This window comes from Streptomyces sp. NPDC048600 (genome assembly GCF_055587025.1).
In genome coordinates this window covers 52850-74384 of sequence record NZ_JBVJGZ010000034.1, presented here as the reverse complement: position 1 = coordinate 74384, position 21535 = coordinate 52850, and the positions used below count along the sequence as shown (strand labels likewise).

Here is a 21535-nt window from a genome sequence, read left to right as displayed (position 1 = left end):
TCAACGCCCACAGGTCCGGCACCGTCAAGGGCCTCACCGCCGAGGTCGGCGCCTCCATCACCTCCGGCGCCCCCATCTGCGAGATCAAGGACTGAAGCCGCCCCATGACCCGCCGTTCCCCCCGACGTAGAGGAGAACGGCGGTGGATCCGGAGCGCTGGGCCCTGTCCTGCCGACACACACCGTGCGCTCCGGATCCGCTTCCCGCACAGGACGGCCGAGGAGCGTGCAGCGGTTCCCGGGAGTACGAGAAAGGTCCCCGGCAGTACGAGGAAGGCCCCCGGCCGGAGCCGGGGGCCTTCCTCGTGTGTGTCCGTCGTCAGCGCCGTACCCGCTCGCGGCCGGCCGAGGCCATGCCGTACAACCGGCCGGCGCGGTAGGAGGAGCGGACGAGGGGGGGCGGCCGCGCTCGCCGCCCTCCCCGAGATCCTCCAGGTGCACGGTCTGACGGGGGACAGCGACCTGCTGGTGCATGTCGTGGCCACCGACGCCGAGCACCTCTAACGCGTCGCGGGCCAGATCCTGGACCATCCCGGGGTGGAGCGCACCAACACCGCGCTGGTTGATATCGCTGATAACATTGTTCGCTGGCGAGTTTTGCGGACGCTGTTTCCGTGGACGCTGTCCCTAGGGAGGGCCATCGTGGCTGGAGTGAGCACGACCGGTGTGCGGCGCGTGCAACCACTGTCGGTGGTCGAGCAGGTGACCAAGGAGATCCGCAGGTCCATCCTCGCCGCCGACCTGCGTCCCGGCCAGGAGTTCTCCCTCCGTGAGATCGCCGGCCGCCTCGGGGTCAGCATCATCCCTGTCCGCGAGGCACTGCGCCATCTGGAGGGGCAGGGGCTCGTGATCACGGCCCGCGGCAAGAGCGCCGTCGTCGCCCCCCTCAGCCGCAGCGACCTGAGTGCCATCTACCGGCTCCGCCGCAGGATCGAACCCGAGCTCGCGGGGCGGGCCTGTCTGCTCCTGACCAGCCGCGATCACGAGCGGCTCGCGGGGCATCTGGCCACCTTCGGCGACGAGCACCTGGACCTCGACGAGATCTACGAGGCCCATCACGAGTTCCATCTCGACCTGCTGCGCCCCGCCGCCACCGAATGGGACCTGCGCATCCTCGGCATGCTCTGGCACGCGGCCGAGCGCTATGTCCGGCTCGCGTTCGGCGGCCGGGACAGCGACCCCGACGAGCCCCGCAGGCGGGAGGCCGCGCATGCCGAGCTGCTCGCGGCGGTCGCCGAGCGGGATCCGGGCCGTGCCGCCCAGGCGGTCATCCACCACCTGGACGTCAACGAGCAGATCGCCCAGCAGGGGATCGCGGCCGTCGCCGACTGAACCTGCCCGGCCCTTCCCGAGCACCGACTTCGGCGGCACACTCCTGTGGAGCAGTGCCGCCGTTGCTTTTCGCATGCGCCCGGGACAGCCCACCATCCGCTGACCCCCGTACACCCGTCGCCCCCGCCGGTTCCGTAAGCCCCGCCCTCCGTCGTGTGAGTACGTCGCGCCACCCGCGCCGCCGGCCACCTGCGTCGGTGAGACACCCGGCGTAGCGTGATGAGGACTGTTCCCGGAGGCGCAGCGGCCCCGCCGTGAGGCGGTCCGTCAGGCCGCTGACACGCGATCGACCACCGTCGTCAACGGCCCTGAAACCCCCTTCTTGTCAAAGAACTCGCTCAGAGACTTTCTGTTATCACATATCACCTACGGATCGGAGCCGACGTACTGCGCGACGGCGTCGCCGGCACCGTCGGCGGCCTCATCCCCGGTCATCACGTCCGTGGCCGCCCCCGTCTTCACGGTCGGCGAGTCCTTCCCGCTCGCCGTCACCCTGGTCATGCTCGCGCGAGGCGTCACGGACGAGGACCTGGCCCGTCTGTCGGAGGAACTCCTGTGCGCCACAAGGGAGATGTCCGAGGAACTGGGCCACGTCGCGGATCTGCACGGCCGGTAGCCGACCGCGTGTCAGGCGGCCGGCGCGGGCCGCGCCGGGCACGGAGGCGTCAGTGCGGCCGTGCGTCAGTGCGGCCTTGCCGTGAAGTGAGCTGCGGGCAGCTCGTCCGGAACGCGTCCGACTGCCCTGTCGGGCCGGCTCAGCACCGAGCCGAGCCAGCCCAGCGCGAAGCCCGCCGGAACCGTCACCACACCGGGCACCGTCAACGGCGTCAACTGGAAGTCGAGGTCCGGGAAGACGGCGGTCGGATCGGCCGAGATCATGGGCGACACGGCCGACAGACCGAGCGTCAGCAGCGTGGAGCCGTACAGGCACCACAGCGCTCCCGTGCTCGTGAAGCGCGGCCACAGCAGCCCGTACAGCAGGACCGGGGCGAGAGCGGACGCCGACAGGGTCACCGCCACCGTGGACAGCACCAACAGCGGCCAGTCGCCCGCGAGTACGGCGAGCAGCACGGCGATCGCGCCGATGGCCGGGGCGGTCCACCGGGCGCATGCCGAGATCCGCGCGGGGGAGGTGTCACCGCGGCGCAGTACGTGGGCGTACAGGTCGTGCGCGACCGTGCGCGCCCCGGCCAGTACGACGTCGGCGACGGTCGCGAGGGCCGCCAGGAACACCGCGCAGGCCACGGCCGACAGCAGCAGCCCGCCCGTGTCCAGCGCCCCGGCCAGCGACAGGACGGCGCCCGCCGCCGATTCCGAGCCGGCCAGGCCGGCACCGCCGACCACGGCCGCGGCGCCGAAACCGACGACCACCAGCAGCGTCGCCATCAGCACCATCTGACCGGCCGCCCAGCGCGTCGCCGCACGGGTCTCCTCCGGACGCCGGGTGGCGAGGACACGCATGGTGACCTGAGGCAGACACGCGATGCCCAGCGGAACGACGATCGCCGTACCGATCTGCTCCAGTACACCGACCGTGTCGGAGCCGTACTGGAGCCCCGAGCCGAGCAGAGCCCGGCCGTGCCCACCGGCCTGCACCGCCCCCGCCAGCAGCCGGTCCGGGTTCCAGTCGAAGCGGCGCAGGACGACGAGCGCGAGGACCACGTACACCAGCAGCAGCACGCACACCTTCACGATCTGCACCATGGCCGTGCCGCGCAGCCCGCCCGTCACGGCCATGGAGACCATGACGGCTCCCACGATGACGATGCAGGCGGACTTCGGCTCCGAACCCGACAGCCCGAGGAGGCGCACGGTCAGGGTGCCGACGGCGGCCAGTTGCAGCACCAGGTAGCACAGGCAGATCGCGAGGGTCACCAGGGCGAGCGCGATCCGGACCGAGGACCGCGGAATCCGGTGGGCCAGCGCGTCACCGACCGTCCGGCGGCCGGCGCGGCGCAGCGGTTCCGCGAGCACCAGGGCGAGCAGCACCATGCTCAGCACGATGCCGAGCAGCAGCATCACACCGTCGTTGCCGGTGGCCGCGACCATGCCGGTGATCGCCATCAGGGTGACCGACGACATGCCGGTACCGCTGATCGCGAGGCCCTGCTGCCACGGCCTCAGTCCGCGGTGCGGCAGCAGCTCGTCCGCGTCGTCGCTGTCGTCGGAGTTGGTCAGTACGCAGAGGAAGCCGCACAGTGTCATGAAGATCAGGAAGCCGACGACCGTGGTCGCCTGATGTCCGGCCGCCGCGATCATGACCACGGCCCCGGGTCGTGCGCCCGTGACCGCGAGGCCGCGGGCCCGACGGCCGCGGCCCGGCGCGCCGGAACGGCCAACGCCGCCACCATGACGCCCACTTGGAGTGTCACGAGGACCAGGCCGAAGCTCACCTGTCCCACGACGCGCGTGCTCATCAGGGTGGGGTGGAGCGCGGCCGTGACGGCGAGGAGGAGGTAGCTGAGCACCACGACGCCGATGCGGCCGAGGGGGCGCGGAGGGCGGTCGTCGCGCGGTGGACGGTGCGGGGAGTTCACGAAGGCTCCACGAAGGTCGGAGGAGGTCGATGCCCGGCCACGCCCCCGCGTCTCATGGCACGGGGGCGGCGGGGACGGCACGGTGTGCGGCACCGCCCGCGGCGAGGTGGGTGAGCCGCCCGGCATGCCCTGATTCAGGTGCGTGGTCCGTGGCGACCAAGGCAGCATCCCGAGGCCCCGCGGGCTCGTCCAGCGCCCGCGCGCCATCGAGGACGTGAGGCCGTCATCGGGTGACCGGGCCCAGCGTCACCGCGCGGTCACTGTGCCGGTTCACAGCCGGGCCGCGACCCGTACCGCGGCCCTCGCCGGGCGACGACATGTGCCCCCGTCGGCCCGGTGCTGAGACGGTTCCGACCCGTTCATCCCGTACGCACGCGCCCATGAGCGGCACCCTGCCCCCGTCCGACGACGCCGACCACGCGGACGCCGACCGGGGCTTCGTCGCCGCACTGACACCGGGGTCGTGAAGGCCTCCGACTGCTGGGTCGTCCGGGGCGATCGTCACGCCGTAGCGGGGCGGTTCTCCTCCACCGGCCGCTCCGGCCCCTCGGCCACGCCGAGCAGGGCCAGGCAGATGTGCAGCACGGCGTCCTCCAGGCCCGGGACCTCGTCGACGCTGCCCCGGCGCAGACGGCGGCAGACGGCTTCGTGGGTGGCGTCGGCTGCGGCGATGTAGTTCGCGTCGGGGACACGGTCGTGACCGGGCAGCGCACTGCGCCAGACGCGCATCGACTCGGCGAACCAGGTCCGGCACGCGTCCTGGTGCTCCTGGGCCCGGCCCCCCGCCGTCGCCGTCTCCAGGAAGAACGCCCTGGCGAATTCCGGCTCTTCGGCGACCAGCCCGAGGAAGGCGCGGATCGAGGCGCGGAGTGTCGCCACCGGCGCGAGCGACTGCTCCGACGACTGCGCGAACGACGCCTTGAGCCACTTGATCGTCAGCTCACGGCTCGTGTCGGCGGCGGCGATGAAGCACTCCTCCTTGTCCGCGAAGAGCGCGTAGAACGTCTTGCGGGACACCCCCGCCCGCGAGGTGACGTCCGCCACGGTCGTGGCGATGTAGCCCTTTTCGGCCACCACGACCGTCATCGCGTAGAGGAGCCGTTGGCGCTGAGAGCCCGTCACGAGCTCCTGCGCGAGCCCGTGTGGCCCACGTGGGAGGTTGGACAGTTGAGGCTTCAGCAGGGGCCGGATCGAATCTGTCATGGCTGCCGAGCATTCTGATACATGTTGGGTACGCGAATGTTTCTCACTCTGCCGCACGACGAGAAGCCCGTAGGCCGAACGATCCCGCGGAGCCGGCGATCCCGGTGACCCCGGTGATCCGGCAGGACGCGCGATTCCGGCGATCCCGGCGATCCGGCAGGAGGTCTGATCCGGCAGGACGCCTGATCCCGCAGACCGGGCGTTCCACAGACCGAGCGTTCCACAGGGCGAGTGTTCCGCAGAGCGTGTGTTTCCCACTGGACGAGACAGACAGCAGAGAGGCCCCCCACCATGACGATGAAGAAGTCAACCGCCCTTTCGGCGACGACCGTCTTACTCGCGGCCGTCGCGGGCACCGTGGCCGCCGCGCCGACCCCCGCGCAGGCGGTCGAAGGGCCCGTCACGTTCACGGTCGACTCCACCCTGGACGCCGTGGACAGCGACGCGTCCGACGGCGTCTGCCGTACCGCCGCGGGCACCTGCACGCTGCGCGCGGCGGTCATGGCCGCCAACGCCCGGCCCGGCAGCACGGTCGAACTGCCCGCCGGCCATTACCGCCTGTCCATACCCCCGAACCCCCGCTATCTGAACACCCGTACGGCCGACCCGACCACCGGCGACCTCAACGTCACCGCCCCGACCACCTTCCGGGGAGCCGGGGCCAGGGAGACCGTCGTCGACGCCGACCATGTCGACCGCGTCTTCCGCATGGGCGCCGACACCTCGCTGTCCGACCTCACCGTCACCGGGGGCGAGGCCAGGCAGCGCGAGGTGCGCGTCACCGACCCGGGGGGCGGCGGAATCGCCAACAGCGGGAACATGACCCTGCGCAGGGTGGCGGTCACCGGGAACACCGCCGGTTACGGCGGCGGCATCTTCAACATCCCGGACTCCCACCTGACGTTGATCGAGAGCACGGTCAGCGACAACGTCGCCGGCGAGGCGGGAGGCATCCGTTTCGACGACACCGGCACCGTGCTCAACTCCACGATCGCGAACAACAGGGTGACCGACGACTGGGACAGGCCGGGCAGCCTGTCCGGATACGGAGGGGGCATCGACATCCGCGGCACCGGGCTGGTGGAGATCCGCAACTCCACGATCACGGGCAACAGTTCCACCGACGGCGGCGGCGGGATCAACATCGCCCCCGCCTATCTGGACAGTCTGCCCTCCGGCGTCACCGACGTGATCGACGCGCCGCTGGGGCATCTGGCCCTCCAGAACACGATCATCGCCGGCAACACCGTCGGACCCGCCTTCGGCGACTGCAAGAAGGCCTTCGCCGCGATCGAGTCCCGGGGCGGCAACCTCGACAGCGCCGGCACCTGCGGCCTGACGGCCCAAGGCGACCTGCCCCGCCAGGACCCCCGCCTCGGCCCCCTCGGCAACCACGGCGGGCCCACGGACACCCTGGCACTGCTGCCCGGCAGCCCGGCCGTCGACGCGGCCTCCGACTGCCCCGCCATCGACCAGCGAGGCGTCGCCCGGCCCCAGGGCCGGGCCTGTGACATCGGGGCCTTCGAGTACCGCCCCTGATCCTCGCCGCCCCCACCGGGTCCGGTGACACACACCGGCCCGGCGGGATTGGTGGCGCGGCTCAGACCTCGCCGCCGCGGCGCTCCACCGCGGCGGCGACGTCGTCGAGGTCCTTCGCGATCGCCCGGCTCACCGTCTTCGTCCCCAGCCGCCCCAGGACCTTGGCGAGCATGCCCGCCGCGCCCCCGGTCGGCACACCGGTGAACGTCATCCGCACGGTCGTCGTGGCCGGCCCGTCCGCCCTCAGCTCCCACTCCGAGATGTACCGGCTGCCGTGCGACTCGGCCTCCGCGACATAACGCCGGGGAGCCTCGCTGGCCGTCACCCACATCTCCTCGGTGGCGTCCTTGCCGAACATGCGCCGGGTCTCCCGCCACCGGGTACCGACCCCGAAGGGCTGCGGCGTGAGGACCTCGACCTTCGACACACCGCTGAGTACCCCGACCATCCCGGCGAGATCGGTCAGCGCCTCCCACACGGCCTGCTGCCCGGCACCGATACGCCGCTCCACGACGACGCTTCTGCTGCTCATGCCACCCATCAAAACACCACACCACGCCCCCCGCCGCCCGACGAGGCCCCGGCCGGGCGCAGGGCCGCTGTGGTGGGGCGAGAACCGGGTCAGCCGGTGCCCTCTTCGGAGGGTCCCGACTGGTTTCGCTGCCAGGTGAGCGTGACGGTGAAATTGGCGGTGGCGCTCGCGGCGGCGATGAACGCTCCGGCCTCCGCGTGCAGATTCAGTCCGAAGGCGACCTGGATCTCGTCGGGTGACTGGGCGGCGGACCGGATGTGGGCGACCACGGCGTGCATGGCCGGTTGCACCCGGTATATGGCTTCTTCGAAGGAACGCTTGGCGCGATCGGCGACCTCGGTACCTTGAATTCCGCGAGTCACGACGCCGGCCGGTTGACCGCTCACTTCGACGAGTACCGTACTGCCGTCGTCGGTGGAGAACTCGACAAGCCGTCCCATGATCGGCCCTCCTGTCTGCCTGCTGCCCGTGAGGAATCACTGGAAGGTCCACAGAGTGACGTCGGTCTTGGTACCGACTGCAAGACGTGTGCCGTACGGACTGAACGCCACCGAATTGACAGGCTCGTCGTGAATCATCCGGCAGATCAGTTGCCCGTCGGACGGGTCCCAGATGCGCGCGGCGCCATCTTCACTGCCGGTGGCGAGACGTGTGCCGTTCGCGTTGAACGCCACGGACGTGACGGGGCCCTCGTGGACCAGCTCCTCCACCTCGCCCGAAGTCCACAGCAGAGCTGTGCCGTCCCTGCTGCCTGCGGCGAAGCGTTTGCTGTCCGGGCTGTACGCGATCGACTCCAGAGAACTCCTGCGATCCTCGAAGGTCTTCAGCTCGGTGCTCAGGTTCCATGCGTGCAGTCCGAGCCGGTCGGCGATGACGAGTCGGCCGCCGTCCGGGCTGAAGGTCATCGCCTTCACCGCGTGCTGCTCGGTGCGGAAGAGTTCCTCACCGCTCTCGGCGTCCCAGACGTAAGCCGTGTCGTAGGTTCCGGTGGCGATGCGGCTGCCGTCCCGGCTGAAAGCTGCCGCGGTGACCCTCTGGCCGAGGGTGACCTGGAGGACGCTCGCGCCCGTTTCGGCGTCCCACACGGTCGCCCCTTTTCTTCCCTGACTGACCAGCCGCGTACCGTCCGGACTGAATCCCAGGACGTAAGGCGCCCACTTGTTCGAGGTCTTGATGCTCAACTGCTCGTCGCCGGCCATGTCGTACACACGGATCCGTGGATCGTCCAGCAGATTGACCGCTATCGACCATCCGCTGGATGCCCAGGCCAGGCACCCGCACGGTGCGTCGATTTCACGGGACACCCTCGCGTATGCGGGCGATTCGTCGGGGCTGTCGGAGACGCGTTCGTCGCGGTAGAGGCGTTCCAGGCACATACTGCGACGCTGCGTACTGTCCCTGTATTCGCCGTCGGCAAGTCGTGCGAGGTCGTCGTAGCAGGCGATCGCGGTCGCCCAGTCCTCGGAGTTTTCGGCCGCGCGGGCTCGGGTGTACAGGTCGAGTTGTGAAATGTGCGTCGCCTGAGCCAGCTCTTGGCGTGCGCGTGTGGTCAGCCCGTCGGGGTCGTCCGTGGCCGGGTCGATCCGGTGGAGTTCCTCACTGACCTCGACCACGGACTGCCATTGCTGTGTTTGCGCCTGATATCGCAGTTCACCCTGCAGTTGTGTGATGCGCTGCCGGTCCAGGCAGTGGTCGCGTCGTGTGAGAGCGTCCCGGTATTGGGGGTCCTTCTGCAGGATCTGTTCGTAGCCGTTGATCGCCGTGGCCCAGTCTTCGGTCTGTTCCGCGGAGTGGGCGCTGGTGTAGAGGTCTTCCAGTTGTGCCGCCTGTGCGGCCAGGGCGATTTCGTGACGGGCTTGTGTGGCGAGCCCGTTTGGGTCATGGGCGTCGGGATCGAGTCGGTAGAGTTCATCGCTGACCTCGAGTACCGACTGCCAACGTTGTGCTTCTGCGTCGCGACGCAAATTGTTCTGCAGGTTTGCTATGTGCTTCCGATCCAGGCAGTGGTCGCGCCGTGCGCGGGCGTCCCGGTACCGAGGGTCCCTCTGCAGGATCTGCTCGTAGCAGTCGATCGCCGTGGCCCAGTCCTCGGTCTGTTCCGCCTCGTGGGCGCCGGTGTACAGGCTCTCCAGTTGTGCCGCCTTCGCGGCCCGGGCCAGTTCTCTGCGTGCGCGTGTGGCCAGTCCGTCAGGGTCCGTCGTGGTGGGGTCGATCTGGTTGAGTTCCTCGTTCACGTCGAGGACGGACTGCCAGCGTTGTGATTCCGCGTGGTGCCGCAGCTCCTTGTGTAGGTCGTCCACGCGTTTCAGGTCCCGGCAGCGGTCGCGTCGTGAGGCCGCGTCCCGGTATCGGGGGTCAACTTCCAGAATCTGTTCGTAGCTGTTGATCGCGGAGGCCCAGTTCTTCGACTGTTCTGCGACGTGCGCGCTGGTGTAGAGGGCCTTCAGCTGCTCTGTCTGCTCCGTCTGGGCTATTTCCTGGCGGGCCCGGGAGGTCAGCCCGTCGGGGTCGGTCGTGGTCGGGTCGATCTGGGCGAGTTCTTCGCTGACTTCCAGGACGATCCGCCAGCGTTGTGCTTCTGCGTGGTGCCGCAGTTCGTCCTGGAGGTCTTCAATGTGCTCCAGGTCGCGACACCGGTCGCGTCGAGCGAGGGCGTCCTCGTATTCAGGGTTCTTCTCAAGGATCTGCTCGTAGCTCTCGATCGCTTCCGGCCACTGACGCGCCTTCTCCGCTTCCACTGCCTCTTCGTAGAGGCCTAGGAGGACCGCCTTTTCGGCTGCCTGAGTGCGCAGGAGGATGGCTTGGGTGTGATTCGGGTTCAGGCTGAGCAGGTCGTCCAGCAATGCGACGGCCTTGTCGGGGTTGCCGATGCGGAGCTCGGCTCTGGCGTTGACGTAGAGCGTCTTCGCCTGCGTGCTGCATCGGGCGTCCTTGGGCGGCTGGGCAGGATGCGGCTTCGGCGACTTGGGCATGCTGAACAAGAGGTTGGCCTCGCCCCGCACGTAGAGCACGGGTGTGATCCATTCCAGCGACTGGCTCGCGCCGAGCATGGAGATGCGTCCGCTCCTGACGGCATCGTCGACCCGGCGCCCATGGGCCAGCGCGGTGTAGAACCCCTGGGCGAAGCGCACCGAGGCCTGGTCGGTGACCGCGAACTGCATGGCAGCCACCGCGCTGATCTCGCGCTCGACGAGAGCGGCTCCCATGCTGGAGAATCTGCCCTTTCGGCCGCCTTGAGCAGACGCGCAGGAATTCAGCACCACCAGCCTCGGTGCGGGGACCGCTTCCCCGAGAAGGTCGGCCAGGCGGGAAGCCTCCACCATGTCGGTGCCGCCGCCCTCGCCCACCAGCGCGAGCGCCCCTTCTCCCGCCTCGTCGTCGTAGCCGCTGTGCCCGATGAAGTGGACGACGTGCCACGGCCCGTCCATGAGGCGCGTGTGCATGGTGTCCCAGCCGGCATCGGTCAACCACACCAGCTCGACCCAGCCGGCAGCGACCTGTGCCGCGAGCGCCTTCTCAAGTCGCTCCTTTTCGGCATCGGTGTTCAACGGCGGGAGCGTGTGAGGAGAGGCAATCACCCCCAGGATGCGCAGGGGTGGCTCCACCGGCAGGGGATCGGGTGTGTGGGTGGCGGGAACGTGCCGGATCATCGGCTCCTGGCGGCAGACATACGTCTCCAGCTCTGGGTCGAACAGCGTCTCCCACGGCAGAAGCGTCAGTTCCGGCGAGTCCAGCCGTAGCACTATCTGCAGCCGATCCTGCCGCTCCCGGGCCACACCGAGACTCGCTCGGTAGGTTCCCGAGACCGGACCGTCGAAGAGCGCGTCGAACAGTTGCCGTCCCACTTGCTGCACGTCCTGCTCATTCGCCGGCACGATCCGCCGGGGTGCAGCCGCAGAGGCGAGCAACTGGTCCTGCAACGTGGAACGCCGCCCCAGCAACTCCTCGACGTCGAGACTCAGGGGCCCTTGGGCCTCACCACCGGCGGCAGATCTCACCACCCGCACTTCGTACTCGCCCGAGTGAAGCCGGCCGATCTGCAGTTCCAGGGTCGTTGTCATCGCCACCCCGTTCCCGGTACGCCTTCGCATGGCGGTGGTGGCCTCGAGGCTGTGCCTCGTGACGGGAGGCGGCTCATCACCTACATATCCATGATGCGGCGAGTTCCATGCGCATGCCATCGCTGACGCCCGGCGGCCCGGCCCGGCGCACCGAAGCCGCCGCTGAAGCCCTCCGTCGCCCCGCCCGGCATCAGCCGACGCCCTCGAGTTCACGGCACCGAGTACGTGGCGGAGAAGCGGGCGATCTCGCCCGACAGCCGTGTGATGGTGCGGTAGGTGTCGTTCGCGGCGGTGAGGTCGCCGCGGTGCAGGGCGTCGTGGAGGCTGCGCGTCAGGCGCGGGGCGATGTTCTGGAGACTGTCCAGTTCGGCGATCGCACCGACGGCGTACGAGAACATCAGCCGCTGCGCGCCGGTCAGTACGGTGGTGCGGGGTGCGAAGCGTGCGACGAACTCGGAGACGTTCTGCTGGTCGGTGTGGTTCTTGAAGATGCCGATCAGATGCGGGTACTGCGCGAGGGGCTTGTCCAGGACGGACGTGGGGACCTCGAAACCGGTGGTGGAGTTGCAGGACAGGACCACGGGCGTGTCCACCGCCGAGAGGACCTCGTCGTAGAACTCCTCGAACATGACGCTGGTGGGAGCGATCGAGTGGCCGATGGTCGGCGGGTAGAGCTGCACCGCGTCGACCTCGCGCCGCACGGCCTCCTTGATGTAACGGACGTTCTCGGCGGCCGTCGGGGACTCGAGGTTGCCCGCGACCACGGGGATCCGGCCCGCCGTCTCGTCGGACACGATCTCCAGGACCCGGAAGATCTCGTCCTCGGTCATCTGGGACCCTTCGCCGGTGGCGGGGCTGGCCGGCCAGAAGCCGACGTTCTCCCGGGCCGTCCACCGCACGAGTTCACGCAGCGCGCCCGTGTCGACCTTGCCGTCCCGGGTGAAGGGCGTGAGTCCCACGACGTAGGAGCCGGCCGGAAGGCGGGTCAGCTCCCCGCGGGGCAACGGGGCCGACGGCACCGCGTGGCGAGTGGCGGCCCGCGCCGGTCCGGTGGCCAGGCCCACGGCGGCGACGGCCGCCCCAGCGGCCATGATCGTACGGCGGTTGACGGTGCGGTGTTCTGCCTGCTCGGTCACGAGGTCTCCACGGTTCGGCGTTCGGGTGTCATCGGCACGCCGAGGCCGGGACGTCGTCCAGGCGGCACACAGCCACATGCTCTCGGCGGCTCGCGCGGCACACCGGGCCGGGAGGTGCGACCCGGCGGGTATGCGCGTGCTGTCGTCGAGCCGTCGGGAAGGCGAGCGGTGGGCTCGCGGACAGGGCGGATCGTCCCGGGCTGTTGCGCGGGAGACACACGTGCGGCAGCGACGTGGCCCTCGGTGTCCTGAGAGCCTGCGATGGCCAACCGTAGCGGTGATATGTGATAACAGGAAGCCTGTGGGATGGGTGATCCGCCATCCGCCGTCTGCCGTCGGCCGTAGGCCGTAGGCCGCCCGAGGGGCGGAGGGTGTGGCAGGGCGGTCCCCCTTGGCGTAGGACCGCCCTGCCGGACGGTCACGAGGTGATCGCGGCCTTGACGGTCTTCACCTCGCCTGTGGGCAGGGCGACTTGGGCGGACGCGTAGAGCTGGAACGGACCGGCGATGCCCGGCATGGTCCGGGACACGGTGGCGGACCAGCCGGTGGTGCGCCGAGTACATGAAGGGGCACAGAGGTCGGCGGTCCTGTGGGTGTGCGTGCCGTTCATGATGTCACCGACCCGGACCCGGCGCGGCTGGATCCACCTGCCGGAGGCCGGAGCCACCGACAGCTTGCCGCGCTCCTGCATCGCCGTGCGGTAGCCCCGTTCGTGCCGGTACACACAGACCTTGCCCGCGGTGTAGGTGACACACCTCCGTGCGACCTCGGCCCAGTTGCTCCAGGAGGCACCGGCGTCGAACGCGTAACCGCCCTCGGTCTCACCGCGCACCACGTACGTACCGGCGGTGACCTTGACCGGGGACCAGGCCGAGGTCCACGCGGAGGTCTTCCGGGTGCAGCCGCCGGAGCAGACCTGACTCACCGCACCGTCGGAGCTCCAGACGTACGTGGTGGGCTTCATCCAGTGGCCGGCGGCCGGGGTGACGCTCACGCGCCCGCGGTAGCCGTCGACCGCGCCGTCGGCGGTGACGCGCTTCTGGACCTCCGCGCAGACCGATCCCGCCGTGACGGTCCGGCAGGTCCTGTCGTGGGCCTTCCAGGTGTCCGCGGCCTGTGCGGCGGGCGCGCCGACGAGGGCGCCGCCGACGAACGCGGCCGCGGAACCGGCGGCGATCAGTGCTGTTCTGAGTTTTCGCAAGGAACCTGTTCCTGTCGTAGAGGCGGTGCGCAAGGCGCGGTCTCCTGCGCCACCCGCCACTCCGGTCGGCGCGGTCTCCCGCGCCACCCGGCACTCCGGCCCGGTTTCCTGCGCCACCCGGCACTCCGGCCCTGGTCTCGAGGAGCACGCCGGCGGCGGGCACCAGTGGACCCTAGAGGCGGTGTGGGCCTGGGACTTGGTCCACCGTGCGGGGAACTTTGTCAGTCGCGCACCCGTCGCAACCGGCCGCTGCGTCGCGGCGTCCTCCTTGTGGACCTGCCCGGAAGCACCACCCCGGCCTTCCGGTGTGCCGCAGGCCCGAGCCGGCGTCGCACGGCGCGGCGGCCGTCGTACGTCGGAACGCGCGGTCGGCCGGACCGTCCAAAGTCGAGAGGTGGGCCGTGGGGGAACGCACCGAGGCATCACCGGCACGGCCCCGCGGCCGACGCCGGCAGGGGCCCGCCTCATGAGCCCGGTCCTGGACACCGAGTCGGTGCCGCCCGGGGACAGGGCGGAACTGATCCGGCACGCGGTGTGGGAAGCCGTCGTGGCCGTGGACATCGACCACCATCCTCCGGCGCAGGACATCTCGGCCCGGATCGGCTACGGCACCGCCGGCCCCATCAGGATCTTCTCGGCGCGGTCGACCGCCGCCACCGTGCGGCGGACCCGGCAACTGGCCCGGCTGGACGAGGAGCCCGCGGTCTTCCTCGGCCTTCAAGTCACCGGCACCAGCCTGGTGATGCAGAACGGCCGCCAATGCCTCCTGGGACCGGGCGACTTGGCCGTCTACGAATCGGTCGCTCCCTACACGCTGCTGTTCGAGGACGGCGTCGACCACCACTTCTTCCGCATCCCCCGCGCGGCACTCGCGCTCCCCGAACGGAAGCTGCGCGAGGTCACCGCGGTGACTCTGGGCTCCGCCAACCCCCTCGCCCGGCTCGCCTTCACCTACTTCTCCCAACTGGCCGTCACCGAGGAGATGCATCAGGGCCCGCACGCCGAGGCCGTCGTGGAACCCAGCGTCGAACTCGTCCGCGCGGTCGTGGCGACCCAGCTCGGCGACTCCCGTGAGGCCACAGGCCCGTTGGAGGCCACGCTGTCCTTGCGGATCACCCGGTACATCCGCGCGCACCTGGCCGATCCCGACCTGTCGGCCGCCCGGATCGCCGCCGCGCACGGCATCTCGGTCCGGCACCTCTACACGGTGCTGGCCCGCTCGGGCATCAGTCTCGGGGAGTGGATCCGCTCACACCGCCTGGCCGCGTGCAGACGCGAACTTGCGGGCCCGCACGGCAGACTGCGGACCGTCGCGGCGATCGGCCGCAACTGGGGCTTTGTGGACGCCACCCACTTCAGCAAGGTGTTCAGACAGGCCTACGGCGTCTCGCCCCGGGCCTGGCGCGACCAGAACCACGGCCGACCGCCCGCCTGAGGCGCTCGCCCGTTCCTCTCGTATAACTACTTGAACGTAGAGTTCATTCGTTCGATGGATACGAGGGCTGGCAAGCGAGCACGACACACATCGCCGACGAAGGCCGAGGAGAGCAGCAGTGAGCGGTAGGGGGAGGCGGCGCGCTTCGGCCGGGACGGGGCGTCCGCGGCGGGGGCGGGTCCTGATATGGAGTGCGGGCGTGTGCTCGGTGCTCGTCCTCGGCGTCGCCGGAGTCGGCGCCTGGGTCTACCAGGACCTGAACGACAACATCAGCGGCGCGGACGTGGACAGCAAGCTCGGCGGTGACCGCCCCGAGAACCTCAGTCCCGGCTCGAAGAACATCCTGGTCGTCGGCTCCGACAGCCGCGCGGGCGCCAACGCGAAGTATGGTGGCAAGAAGTTCACCACCATGCAGTCGGACACGCTGATGGTGCTGCACATCCCCGCGAACCACGAGTGGGCCACGGTCGTGTCGCTGCCGCGTGACTCATGGGTGGAGATCCCCTCGTGCGAGACGGGCAAGGGCGCGACGTCCGACCCGCACCACTTCAAGATCAACGAGGCCTTCGCACTCGGCGGCGCCACCGGTGAGATCGCCGACGCCGCGGCCTGCACGATCAAGACGGTCGAGGCCAACACCGGCCTGCGCATGGACCACTTCATGTCCATCGACTTCCAGGGCTTCAAAGGCATGGTCAACGCCCTCGGCGGCATAGAGGTCTGCCCCGAGGAGGCCATCCACGACGACAAGGCCGACCTGGACCTGGAAGCCGGCTGCCAGACCGTCAAGGACGAGGACGCGCTCGGCTATGTGCGCGCCCGCTACAGCGTCGGCGACGGCTCCGACACGGGACGCATCGGCCGCCAGCAGGAGTTCATGCAGGCCCTGGCCGAGAAGGCGCAGTCCAAGCTGACCAGCCCCAACGACCTCTACGGCTTTCTGCGTTCGGCGACCAAGTCCCTCACCACCGACGAGGACCTGGCCGGCATCCGCCCGCTGTACGGCCTCGCCTCCGAGCTCAAGGGCGTCCCCCGCGACCGTCTGACGTTCCTCACCGTGCCGAACTACCCGCGCGAGGCCGACGTACCGACCGACCGGGCCAACATCGTGTGGCGCTACCCGCAGGCCGCCGACCTGTTCACCTCCCTCGCCAAGGACAAGGAGGTCGACAAGAAGCGGCTGGAGGCGGACGCCGCGAACCCGCTCTACGCCTCGTCCGTGCGGGTCCAGGTCCTCAACGGCACGGGCGTGTCCGGCCGCGCCGCCGCCGTCGCCGAGGAACTGCGCAAGGCGGGCTTCACCGTCGTCGGCACGGGCAACGCCGACCAGACCAGCCGCACGACGGTCACTCACCCGCAGGGCCTGGAGAAGGAGGCCGCGGTGCTCACCTCCCGGGTGCCCGGCACGCGAGCCGGACAGGACACGGGCGCGGCCCCCGGCACGGTGACCCTCGTCGTCGGCACCGACCTCGACCCCGACGACATCCGCTGACGGGCAGCGGCCTGGACCGGTCGCTCGACGGGAAGCGGGCCGGACCCTTCGCCGCGCGGACCGGCTTCTTCCGGTCACCGTCGTACGGGTGGTCTTCGTACCGTTTTCCCGGGTACTCGGGCGCGGCACGGACGGGGCACAGCGGCCTGTCGGAGACGGCCGGCCCCGTCGGCCACCGAGGAGGAGGTGCCATGAGCACGGTCAAGGAAGCGGTCGAGGTCGACGTCCCGCTGCGCAGGGCGTACGACCAGTGGACCCGGTTCACGGAGTTCCCGCACTTCATGGAGGGCGTCGACGAGGTCACGCAGCTCGACGACCGGCACAACCACTGGGTGACCAGCATCGGCGGGGTACGGCGTGAGTTCGACACGGAGATCGTCGACCAGCTGCCCGACGACCGGATCACCTGGCGGTCCGTCGGCGGTGACACCCGGCAGCGAGGCTCGGTCAGGTTCGAGCCCGTGGACCCGATGCACACCCGCGTGGAGCTCACCATGGACGTCGACCCCACCGGCGTCGCCGAGAAGGGCGCGAACGCGCTGGGCCTGATCGACCGGCGCGTGAAGGGCGACATGCGGCGCTTCAAGGACTACGTCGAGGGCGGCGGGGGCGACGGCACCGGCTGGCGCGGACGCATCCGGCCCGAGGACCCGGGGTCGACGCTCTGACGGTTCGGAGTCCGGGAAGGCCATGTTGTCGTCGCGAGGGGCTGTGAGGTAGGGAGGGTGATGAGCCCGGACGCCGCATGCCCCTCTGGAGCGACTCATGGCCTTCTTCTCCCTCTCGCCCTCGCAGCCCCTGACGTTGCTGTCCGCCACCGACCTCACCGCGGAGAACGAACGTCTCCGGGAGGAGGCGGATCAGCTTCAGCGGGCGGTCACGTCGCACGCCCTGGTCGACCAGGCCATCGGTGCCGTCGTCGTGCTGGGGCGGATTCCGCCGGAGGAGGCCTGGCGGGTGCTGCGCGACGTGTCCCAGCGCACCAACGTCAAACTGAGCACGGTCGCCGCGTACATCATGGGCTTCGCCCAGGGCGCCGAGCTGCCCGAGGACGTGCGGGCGGAGCTGCACAGCGCGATCGCCCGGTACGCCGACTGCGGCGGCCGCCGCACGCGGGGGCCGGGCGGCACGGAGAGGGAGCAGGCCCCTGACACCCACCTGCCTCCGCCGCGAGACATGAGACGTGAGACGTGAGACGTGAGCAATGATGCTGGGGCGAGAGGCGCCGGCAGGGCGTGGCGTTCCCCAGGGAGGCAGAGCGTTCCCCAGGGACCTTGCCCCTGGGGAGCCGTCGGGGCTGTGGTCTCAACCCCGCGAGGTCCGGGTAGCCCCTCAGGACGCCGCTCACACGCTCGGCGGCGCACTCTTCAGCCGGGGAGAGCCGCACAGGTGTGCAGGTGCTCGAGAGCGTCGAGGACGACGGTGCGCCGATACCAGGAGCGCCACGCGGCGAGGTCGTCCGCGAGGATGCCCAGGGCCGTGCGCTGGGCGGTGGTCATCCAGGAGCCGGGCCGTCTTCGGTGGACGCAGATGACACCGATGCACTCGCCGCCACCGCTGATCGCCGGGACCGCGTACTGCGCGCGGGTGCCGACGGCGAGCGCCGCCCGGCCCGCCTCGGACCGGGCCAGCTCGGCGTCGTCGGCGATGTCGGGGACGAAGACCGGTGCCCTCCGGTCCCGCGCGCGGGCGGCCAGGGCCGGCGGACCGCTCACGAGCGCGAGGCGGTCGCGATAGGCGGCGTCCAGGCCGGACTGTGCCTCCAGGATCATGTGGCTGTCCAGGGCCCGGTCGGGCAGATGCACCTCCGCGGCGTCCGCGTCGGTCAGCGTCACGGCGTCGTAGACGAGGACACGCAGGACGTACTTGCGGTCGTGCAGGTGGAGTGCCGAGCAGCCGAGCAGGCCGGGCCGCGGCGGTGGTGCGGGCCGGCGGCCGGGAAACCAGTCCGCCGAGCCAGGCGTCGGCGCCGGAGCCGTCACGACGGCCGAGGCGAGGATCCGAAGGGGCACGTTGAACCGCTGGGAGGCCGTGCGCAGCAGGTCGAAGGCGGCCCCGGAACCGGCCAGCCGATACCGCTCCAGCAGGATGCCCTGGGCCATGCCGATCACCGCGCCGCTCCGCGCCCTGGTCCGCAGACCGAACACCTCGGTCCGCAGATCCGCGCGCGTCGTCACGGCCTCCTCGTCCGGGTCCGCGGCCGTGGGCGTGTCGACGGCCGGCTCCGTCAGTACGGCGTCGAGACTGTCGTACACCCGCAGACCCGTCGGCGGGGCGAGCGTGAACAACTCCCGTACCGCGGCGGTGGTCGCGATCACCAGGAGGGGTTCCCTGTCGAGGTGGCGCGTGTGGAGATCGAGCGTCCGGACGGCTGCCGCGCTGACGGACCGCAGATCCGACAGATCCAGGACGAGCCGTCGCCCCGTGCGGGAGGCGCGTTCGAAGTGAGGCGCCAGTTCGCGCAGCAGCGTCGTGGCCTCGTCGGTGTCCAGGACGCCGGACAGGCAGAGGATGTCCACCCCGGCGGCCAGCGGGCGCACGGTGATGACCACTCCGCGTTCCTCTTCGGCTCCGCCGAGTGGGCCCGCCTGTTCCCGTCGTGACATACGGCCGACCCTTCACAAAATCTCGGCCGCCCTCTTGCCTTTCATGACCAGCTTTGCCCCAGTTTTGCGTACTGACAAGTACCGGCTTCCGCTGACGCGTGAAGGCGGTGGTCGCGGCCGGTACGAGCGAGTCGGACCGCTGCTTCGGGGAACCCGGTGGCTGACCGAGCCCGTCGCGACCACAGTCAGGAGGAACTCCATGCCTGCCGGATCGAGTCCCAAGCGGGAACGGCAGTACGAGCACATCAAGAAGAGCGCCCAGGACCGTGGCGAGTCCACCGAGCGGGCCGAGGAGATCGCCGCGCGGACCGTCAACAAGGAGCGGGCCAGGTCGGGCGAGTCGAGGACGGCGAGCAGGGCCTCGCTCCGTGACCCCAAGTCCGCCTCCCAGCGCGGCGGCGAACGCTCGCACAGCGGCGCGCGGGGACCGACGAAGGACCAGCTGTACGAGGAGGCCAGGAGGCGCAACATCCACGGCCGCTCCTCCATGTCCAAGAAGCAGCTGGCGAACGCCCTCGGGCGCTGACCGGCATGGCTCGGGGTGAGAACAGCACTCGGGGTGAGAACAGCAGACGGCGTTCGGCGACTGTCGAGGGTGAGGAGATGGTGGGCCGTGCCCCCTGAACCCTCGGCGCGGTCGTCCGGCGGCGGGGAACCCGCCGAGGCGGCGGAACTGCGGCGCGTCATCGAGGCCCAGTTCGCCGAGGCCTTCGCCGCCGAGGCGGCGCGGGCTCCGACGGAGCTGTGCCGGGCCTGCGTGGAACTGCTGCCGGTCACGGGCGCGTCGGTGTCGATCAGCGGTGGATCGACGGTACGGGCGACGTGGTGTGCCAGCGACGAGGTCGCGGCACGGCTCGCCGAGGCCCAGTACACCCTGGGCGACGGTCCGTGCCGGGCGGCGCTGGACAGCGCCGCTCCCGTGATCGCGCCGGATCTCTCGGACGGTCCGGACAGCGGAAGGTGGCCGATGTACGCCCGGCAGGCGGTCGAGCTCGGGGTCCGTGCCGTGTTCTCGCTGCCGCTCGGGGTGGGGGAGTCGCCGCCGGGAGCGGGGGAGTCCTCGATCGGCACGCTCGATCTTTACCGGGACCGGCCGGGCGGGCTCTCGGATCGGGAACTGGGCATAGCACTGGCGGTCAGGGACGCGGTCACGACCGCCGTGATCCGACTCCACCTCCGCCATGGCGGCGCGTCCATGCCGGACGGGGCCGTCCCCTGGGCGCAAAGGCCGGACGCCGAACACCGCGAGGTCTACCAGGCGATCGGCATGGTGATGGTCCAGCTCGGCGTCGACCCCGTGGACGCCCTGGACCGGCTGCGTGCCACGGCTTTCGTCGCGGCGCGGACGGTCTCCGAGGTGGCCCGTGACGTCGTCGCCCACAAGCTCAGCTTCCGTCCGGAGACGGACGGCTGACCCGGCGACGTGCGGGCCCGATGTGCGCCCGGCGGTGGAGGTTTGGGGCGGGAAAGGCCGGGCCACTCGGTGAACAGGCAATCCGCAGAGAGAAGATGAGCCGCCGTGACCGGTCGAATCGCACAGAAGCCCGCACTCCGAGTGCCGGAAACCGGCTGGTCCAAGGCGCGGCATCTTCCTCGCAAGGGGATGCGCACCTGCGTCGCCGCCGTCGCGGACGAGAGTGCCTCACCCGCCGCCCACACGAGCGCCGACTGGAACATCGTCAGGGGCGACGACTGAACCGAAGCCGCGTCCGCAGCCCTGCTCCCGCGTGGTACACGCTCCAGGACGCGCCAGGTCACAGACGACAGACCTGTAAGGACATACGCGAAAATCTTTTCGCGTCTTTGCCTGCATGAAAAGGCGACCGTACGATTTGGGGCATGGTGGCAAGCGACGGAGTTCCCGAGCCGCACACCGGCTGGACGTTCCTGACGAGTCATGCACGCGTCCTCGCCAGCATCGCCGACAACCACAGTGCGCGGGTCCGCGACATCGCGGCCCGCTGCCGGCTCACCGAACGCGCTGTCCAGAAGATCATCTCTGACCTGGAACGGGACGGTTACCTCTCCCGAACCCGCAAGGGTCGCTCCAACCGCTACAGCATCGACCCGAGCAAGGTGCTGCGTCACCCGGCCGAGGCAGGCCTGACGGTGGCCGCCCTGCTGTCGGTGCTGGCCAGGGACGAGGTCGAACGTACGGGCGCCGCGAGCCCGGAACCACCCGCCCCCGACGGCCACTGATCGGCATCCCGCCCGGCTCCACAAGGCACTGTCCGCACGGCACGGCGTCAAGGCGGCCGCTGTGCAGTTCTCCCTGGCCCACCCGGCGGCCACCGCCGTCGTCCCCCCCCCCCCCCCCCGAACGGCGCCTGAGCCGCACCGCCCCCTCATCGGCGGATTCGACGCCCGGAGAAAGTCCGTTTGCCGCTGGTCGGAGGGGGCAGTCGCGTAATAGGGGCAGGCAGGTGTGTTCCCCCCTCGTCTGTCTGCCCCACACGCTTGCC

General features: G+C 70.3%; 22 protein-coding genes. 13 read left to right on the top strand and 9 right to left on the bottom strand.

Features of this window, described 5'->3' with window-relative positions:
• From ACZ6SQ_RS33435 to ACZ6SQ_RS33420, 4 genes are all read left to right on the top strand, one after another.
• The coding region (locus ACZ6SQ_RS33435) for a biotin/lipoyl attachment domain-containing protein (RefSeq protein WP_469562177.1) at positions 1 to 95 on the top strand (95 nt) is incomplete at its 5' end.
• Positions 96 to 104: 9 nt separating this feature from the next.
• Positions 105 to 503 carry an Lrp/AsnC ligand binding domain-containing protein gene (locus ACZ6SQ_RS33430; protein ID WP_469568786.1) on the top strand — a complete coding sequence of 133 codons (399 nt, stop codon included), beginning with the start codon at positions 105 to 107 and terminating at the stop codon, positions 501 to 503.
• A 138-nt stretch (positions 504 to 641) separates the two neighbouring features.
• A complete protein-coding gene (locus tag ACZ6SQ_RS33425; protein WP_469568784.1) occupies positions 642 to 1331 on the top strand; it encodes a GntR family transcriptional regulator in 690 nt (229 codons plus the stop codon).
• Positions 1332 to 1773: 442 nt separating this feature from the next.
• Positions 1774 to 1947 (top strand): hypothetical protein, encoded by a 174-nt coding sequence (locus tag ACZ6SQ_RS33420; RefSeq protein ID WP_469568782.1) that lies wholly within the window; start codon positions 1774 to 1776, stop codon positions 1945 to 1947.
• Positions 1948 to 2012: 65 nt separating this feature from the next.
• Here ACZ6SQ_RS33420 and ACZ6SQ_RS33415 read toward each other — a convergent pair whose 3' ends face one another.
• The 3 genes from ACZ6SQ_RS33415 to ACZ6SQ_RS33405 all read right to left on the bottom strand — a co-directional run bounded on the left by ACZ6SQ_RS33415 (position 2013) and on the right by ACZ6SQ_RS33405 (position 4990).
• Positions 2013 to 3590 carry a sodium/solute symporter gene (locus ACZ6SQ_RS33415; protein ID WP_469568802.1) on the bottom strand — a complete coding sequence of 526 codons (1578 nt, stop codon included), beginning with the start codon at positions 3588 to 3590 and terminating at the stop codon, positions 2013 to 2015.
• Positions 3587 to 3868, bottom strand: coding sequence for a DUF485 domain-containing protein (locus ACZ6SQ_RS33410; RefSeq protein WP_469568779.1), 282 nt, complete (start codon positions 3866 to 3868; stop codon positions 3587 to 3589). Before ACZ6SQ_RS33410 ends, ACZ6SQ_RS33415 begins: the two co-directional genes overlap by 4 nt.
• Before the next feature lie 501 nt (positions 3869 to 4369).
• A complete protein-coding gene (locus ACZ6SQ_RS33405) occupies positions 4370 to 4990 on the bottom strand; it encodes a TetR/AcrR family transcriptional regulator (RefSeq protein WP_469568777.1) in 621 nt (206 codons plus the stop codon).
• Positions 4991 to 5362: 372 nt separating this feature from the next.
• Here ACZ6SQ_RS33405 and ACZ6SQ_RS33400 point away from each other — a divergent pair, with 372 nt between their 5' ends.
• Positions 5363 to 6610 (top strand): choice-of-anchor Q domain-containing protein, encoded by a 1248-nt coding sequence (locus ACZ6SQ_RS33400; RefSeq protein ID WP_469568775.1) that lies wholly within the window; start codon positions 5363 to 5365, stop codon positions 6608 to 6610.
• A 61-nt stretch (positions 6611 to 6671) separates the two neighbouring features.
• Here ACZ6SQ_RS33400 and ACZ6SQ_RS33395 read toward each other — a convergent pair whose 3' ends face one another.
• From ACZ6SQ_RS33395 to ACZ6SQ_RS33375, 5 genes are all read right to left on the bottom strand, one after another.
• Positions 6672 to 7142 (bottom strand): SRPBCC family protein, encoded by a 471-nt coding sequence (locus ACZ6SQ_RS33395; protein ID WP_469568774.1) that lies wholly within the window; start codon positions 7140 to 7142, stop codon positions 6672 to 6674.
• 89 nt (positions 7143 to 7231) lie between these two features.
• The gene (locus tag ACZ6SQ_RS33390; protein ID WP_469568772.1) at positions 7232 to 7582 is read right to left on the bottom strand and encodes a CU044_2847 family protein; all 351 of its coding nucleotides are present in this window, start codon (positions 7580 to 7582) and stop codon (positions 7232 to 7234) included.
• A 36-nt stretch (positions 7583 to 7618) separates the two neighbouring features.
• The gene (locus tag ACZ6SQ_RS33385; protein ID WP_469568770.1) at positions 7619 to 11203 is read right to left on the bottom strand and encodes a CHAT domain-containing protein; all 3585 of its coding nucleotides are present in this window, start codon (positions 11201 to 11203) and stop codon (positions 7619 to 7621) included.
• A gap of 209 nt (positions 11204 to 11412) precedes the next feature.
• Entirely contained in the window at positions 11413 to 12339 is a 927-nt protein-coding gene (locus ACZ6SQ_RS33380) for a dihydrodipicolinate synthase family protein (RefSeq protein ID WP_469568768.1), read from the bottom strand.
• A gap of 418 nt (positions 12340 to 12757) precedes the next feature.
• The gene (locus ACZ6SQ_RS33375) at positions 12758 to 13540 is read right to left on the bottom strand and encodes a hypothetical protein (RefSeq protein WP_469568766.1); all 783 of its coding nucleotides are present in this window, start codon (positions 13538 to 13540) and stop codon (positions 12758 to 12760) included.
• 466 nt (positions 13541 to 14006) lie between these two features.
• On the opposite strand from ACZ6SQ_RS33375, the gene ACZ6SQ_RS33370 reads away from it, so the two are divergent.
• The 4 genes from ACZ6SQ_RS33370 (at position 14007) to ACZ6SQ_RS33355 (ending at position 17661) form a co-directional block, all read left to right on the top strand.
• The gene (locus tag ACZ6SQ_RS33370) at positions 14007 to 14975 is read left to right on the top strand and encodes an AraC-like ligand-binding domain-containing protein (protein WP_469568764.1); all 969 of its coding nucleotides are present in this window, start codon (positions 14007 to 14009) and stop codon (positions 14973 to 14975) included.
• Positions 14976 to 15093: 118 nt separating this feature from the next.
• Positions 15094 to 16467, top strand: coding sequence for an LCP family protein (locus ACZ6SQ_RS33365; protein WP_469568762.1), 1374 nt, complete (start codon positions 15094 to 15096; stop codon positions 16465 to 16467).
• Positions 16468 to 16658: 191 nt separating this feature from the next.
• On the top strand, positions 16659 to 17135 hold the full coding sequence (locus ACZ6SQ_RS33360; protein ID WP_469568759.1) for an SRPBCC family protein: 477 nt from the start codon (positions 16659 to 16661) through the stop codon (positions 17133 to 17135).
• A 97-nt stretch (positions 17136 to 17232) separates the two neighbouring features.
• A complete protein-coding gene (locus ACZ6SQ_RS33355) occupies positions 17233 to 17661 on the top strand; it encodes an ANTAR domain-containing protein (protein ID WP_469568757.1) in 429 nt (142 codons plus the stop codon).
• A 173-nt stretch (positions 17662 to 17834) separates the two neighbouring features.
• Here ACZ6SQ_RS33355 and ACZ6SQ_RS33350 read toward each other — a convergent pair whose 3' ends face one another.
• A complete protein-coding gene (locus tag ACZ6SQ_RS33350; RefSeq protein WP_469568755.1) occupies positions 17835 to 19019 on the bottom strand; it encodes an ANTAR domain-containing protein in 1185 nt (394 codons plus the stop codon).
• Positions 19020 to 19272: 253 nt separating this feature from the next.
• Here ACZ6SQ_RS33350 and ACZ6SQ_RS33345 point away from each other — a divergent pair, with 253 nt between their 5' ends.
• The 4 genes from ACZ6SQ_RS33345 to ACZ6SQ_RS33330 all read left to right on the top strand — a co-directional run bounded on the left by ACZ6SQ_RS33345 (position 19273) and on the right by ACZ6SQ_RS33330 (position 21272).
• Positions 19273 to 19599 carry a plasmid stabilization protein gene (locus ACZ6SQ_RS33345; RefSeq protein WP_469568753.1) on the top strand — a complete coding sequence of 109 codons (327 nt, stop codon included), beginning with the start codon at positions 19273 to 19275 and terminating at the stop codon, positions 19597 to 19599.
• 87 nt (positions 19600 to 19686) lie between these two features.
• Positions 19687 to 20487 carry a GAF and ANTAR domain-containing protein gene (locus ACZ6SQ_RS33340; RefSeq protein WP_469568751.1) on the top strand — a complete coding sequence of 267 codons (801 nt, stop codon included), beginning with the start codon at positions 19687 to 19689 and terminating at the stop codon, positions 20485 to 20487.
• Between the two features lie 105 nt (positions 20488 to 20592).
• Positions 20593 to 20769: a hypothetical protein gene (locus tag ACZ6SQ_RS33335; protein WP_469568748.1), complete on the top strand. Its 177-nt coding sequence runs from the start codon at positions 20593 to 20595 to the stop codon at positions 20767 to 20769.
• A gap of 143 nt (positions 20770 to 20912) precedes the next feature.
• On the top strand, positions 20913 to 21272 hold the full coding sequence (locus tag ACZ6SQ_RS33330; RefSeq protein WP_469568746.1) for a helix-turn-helix transcriptional regulator: 360 nt from the start codon (positions 20913 to 20915) through the stop codon (positions 21270 to 21272).
• Positions 21273 to 21535 lie beyond the last annotated feature (263 nt).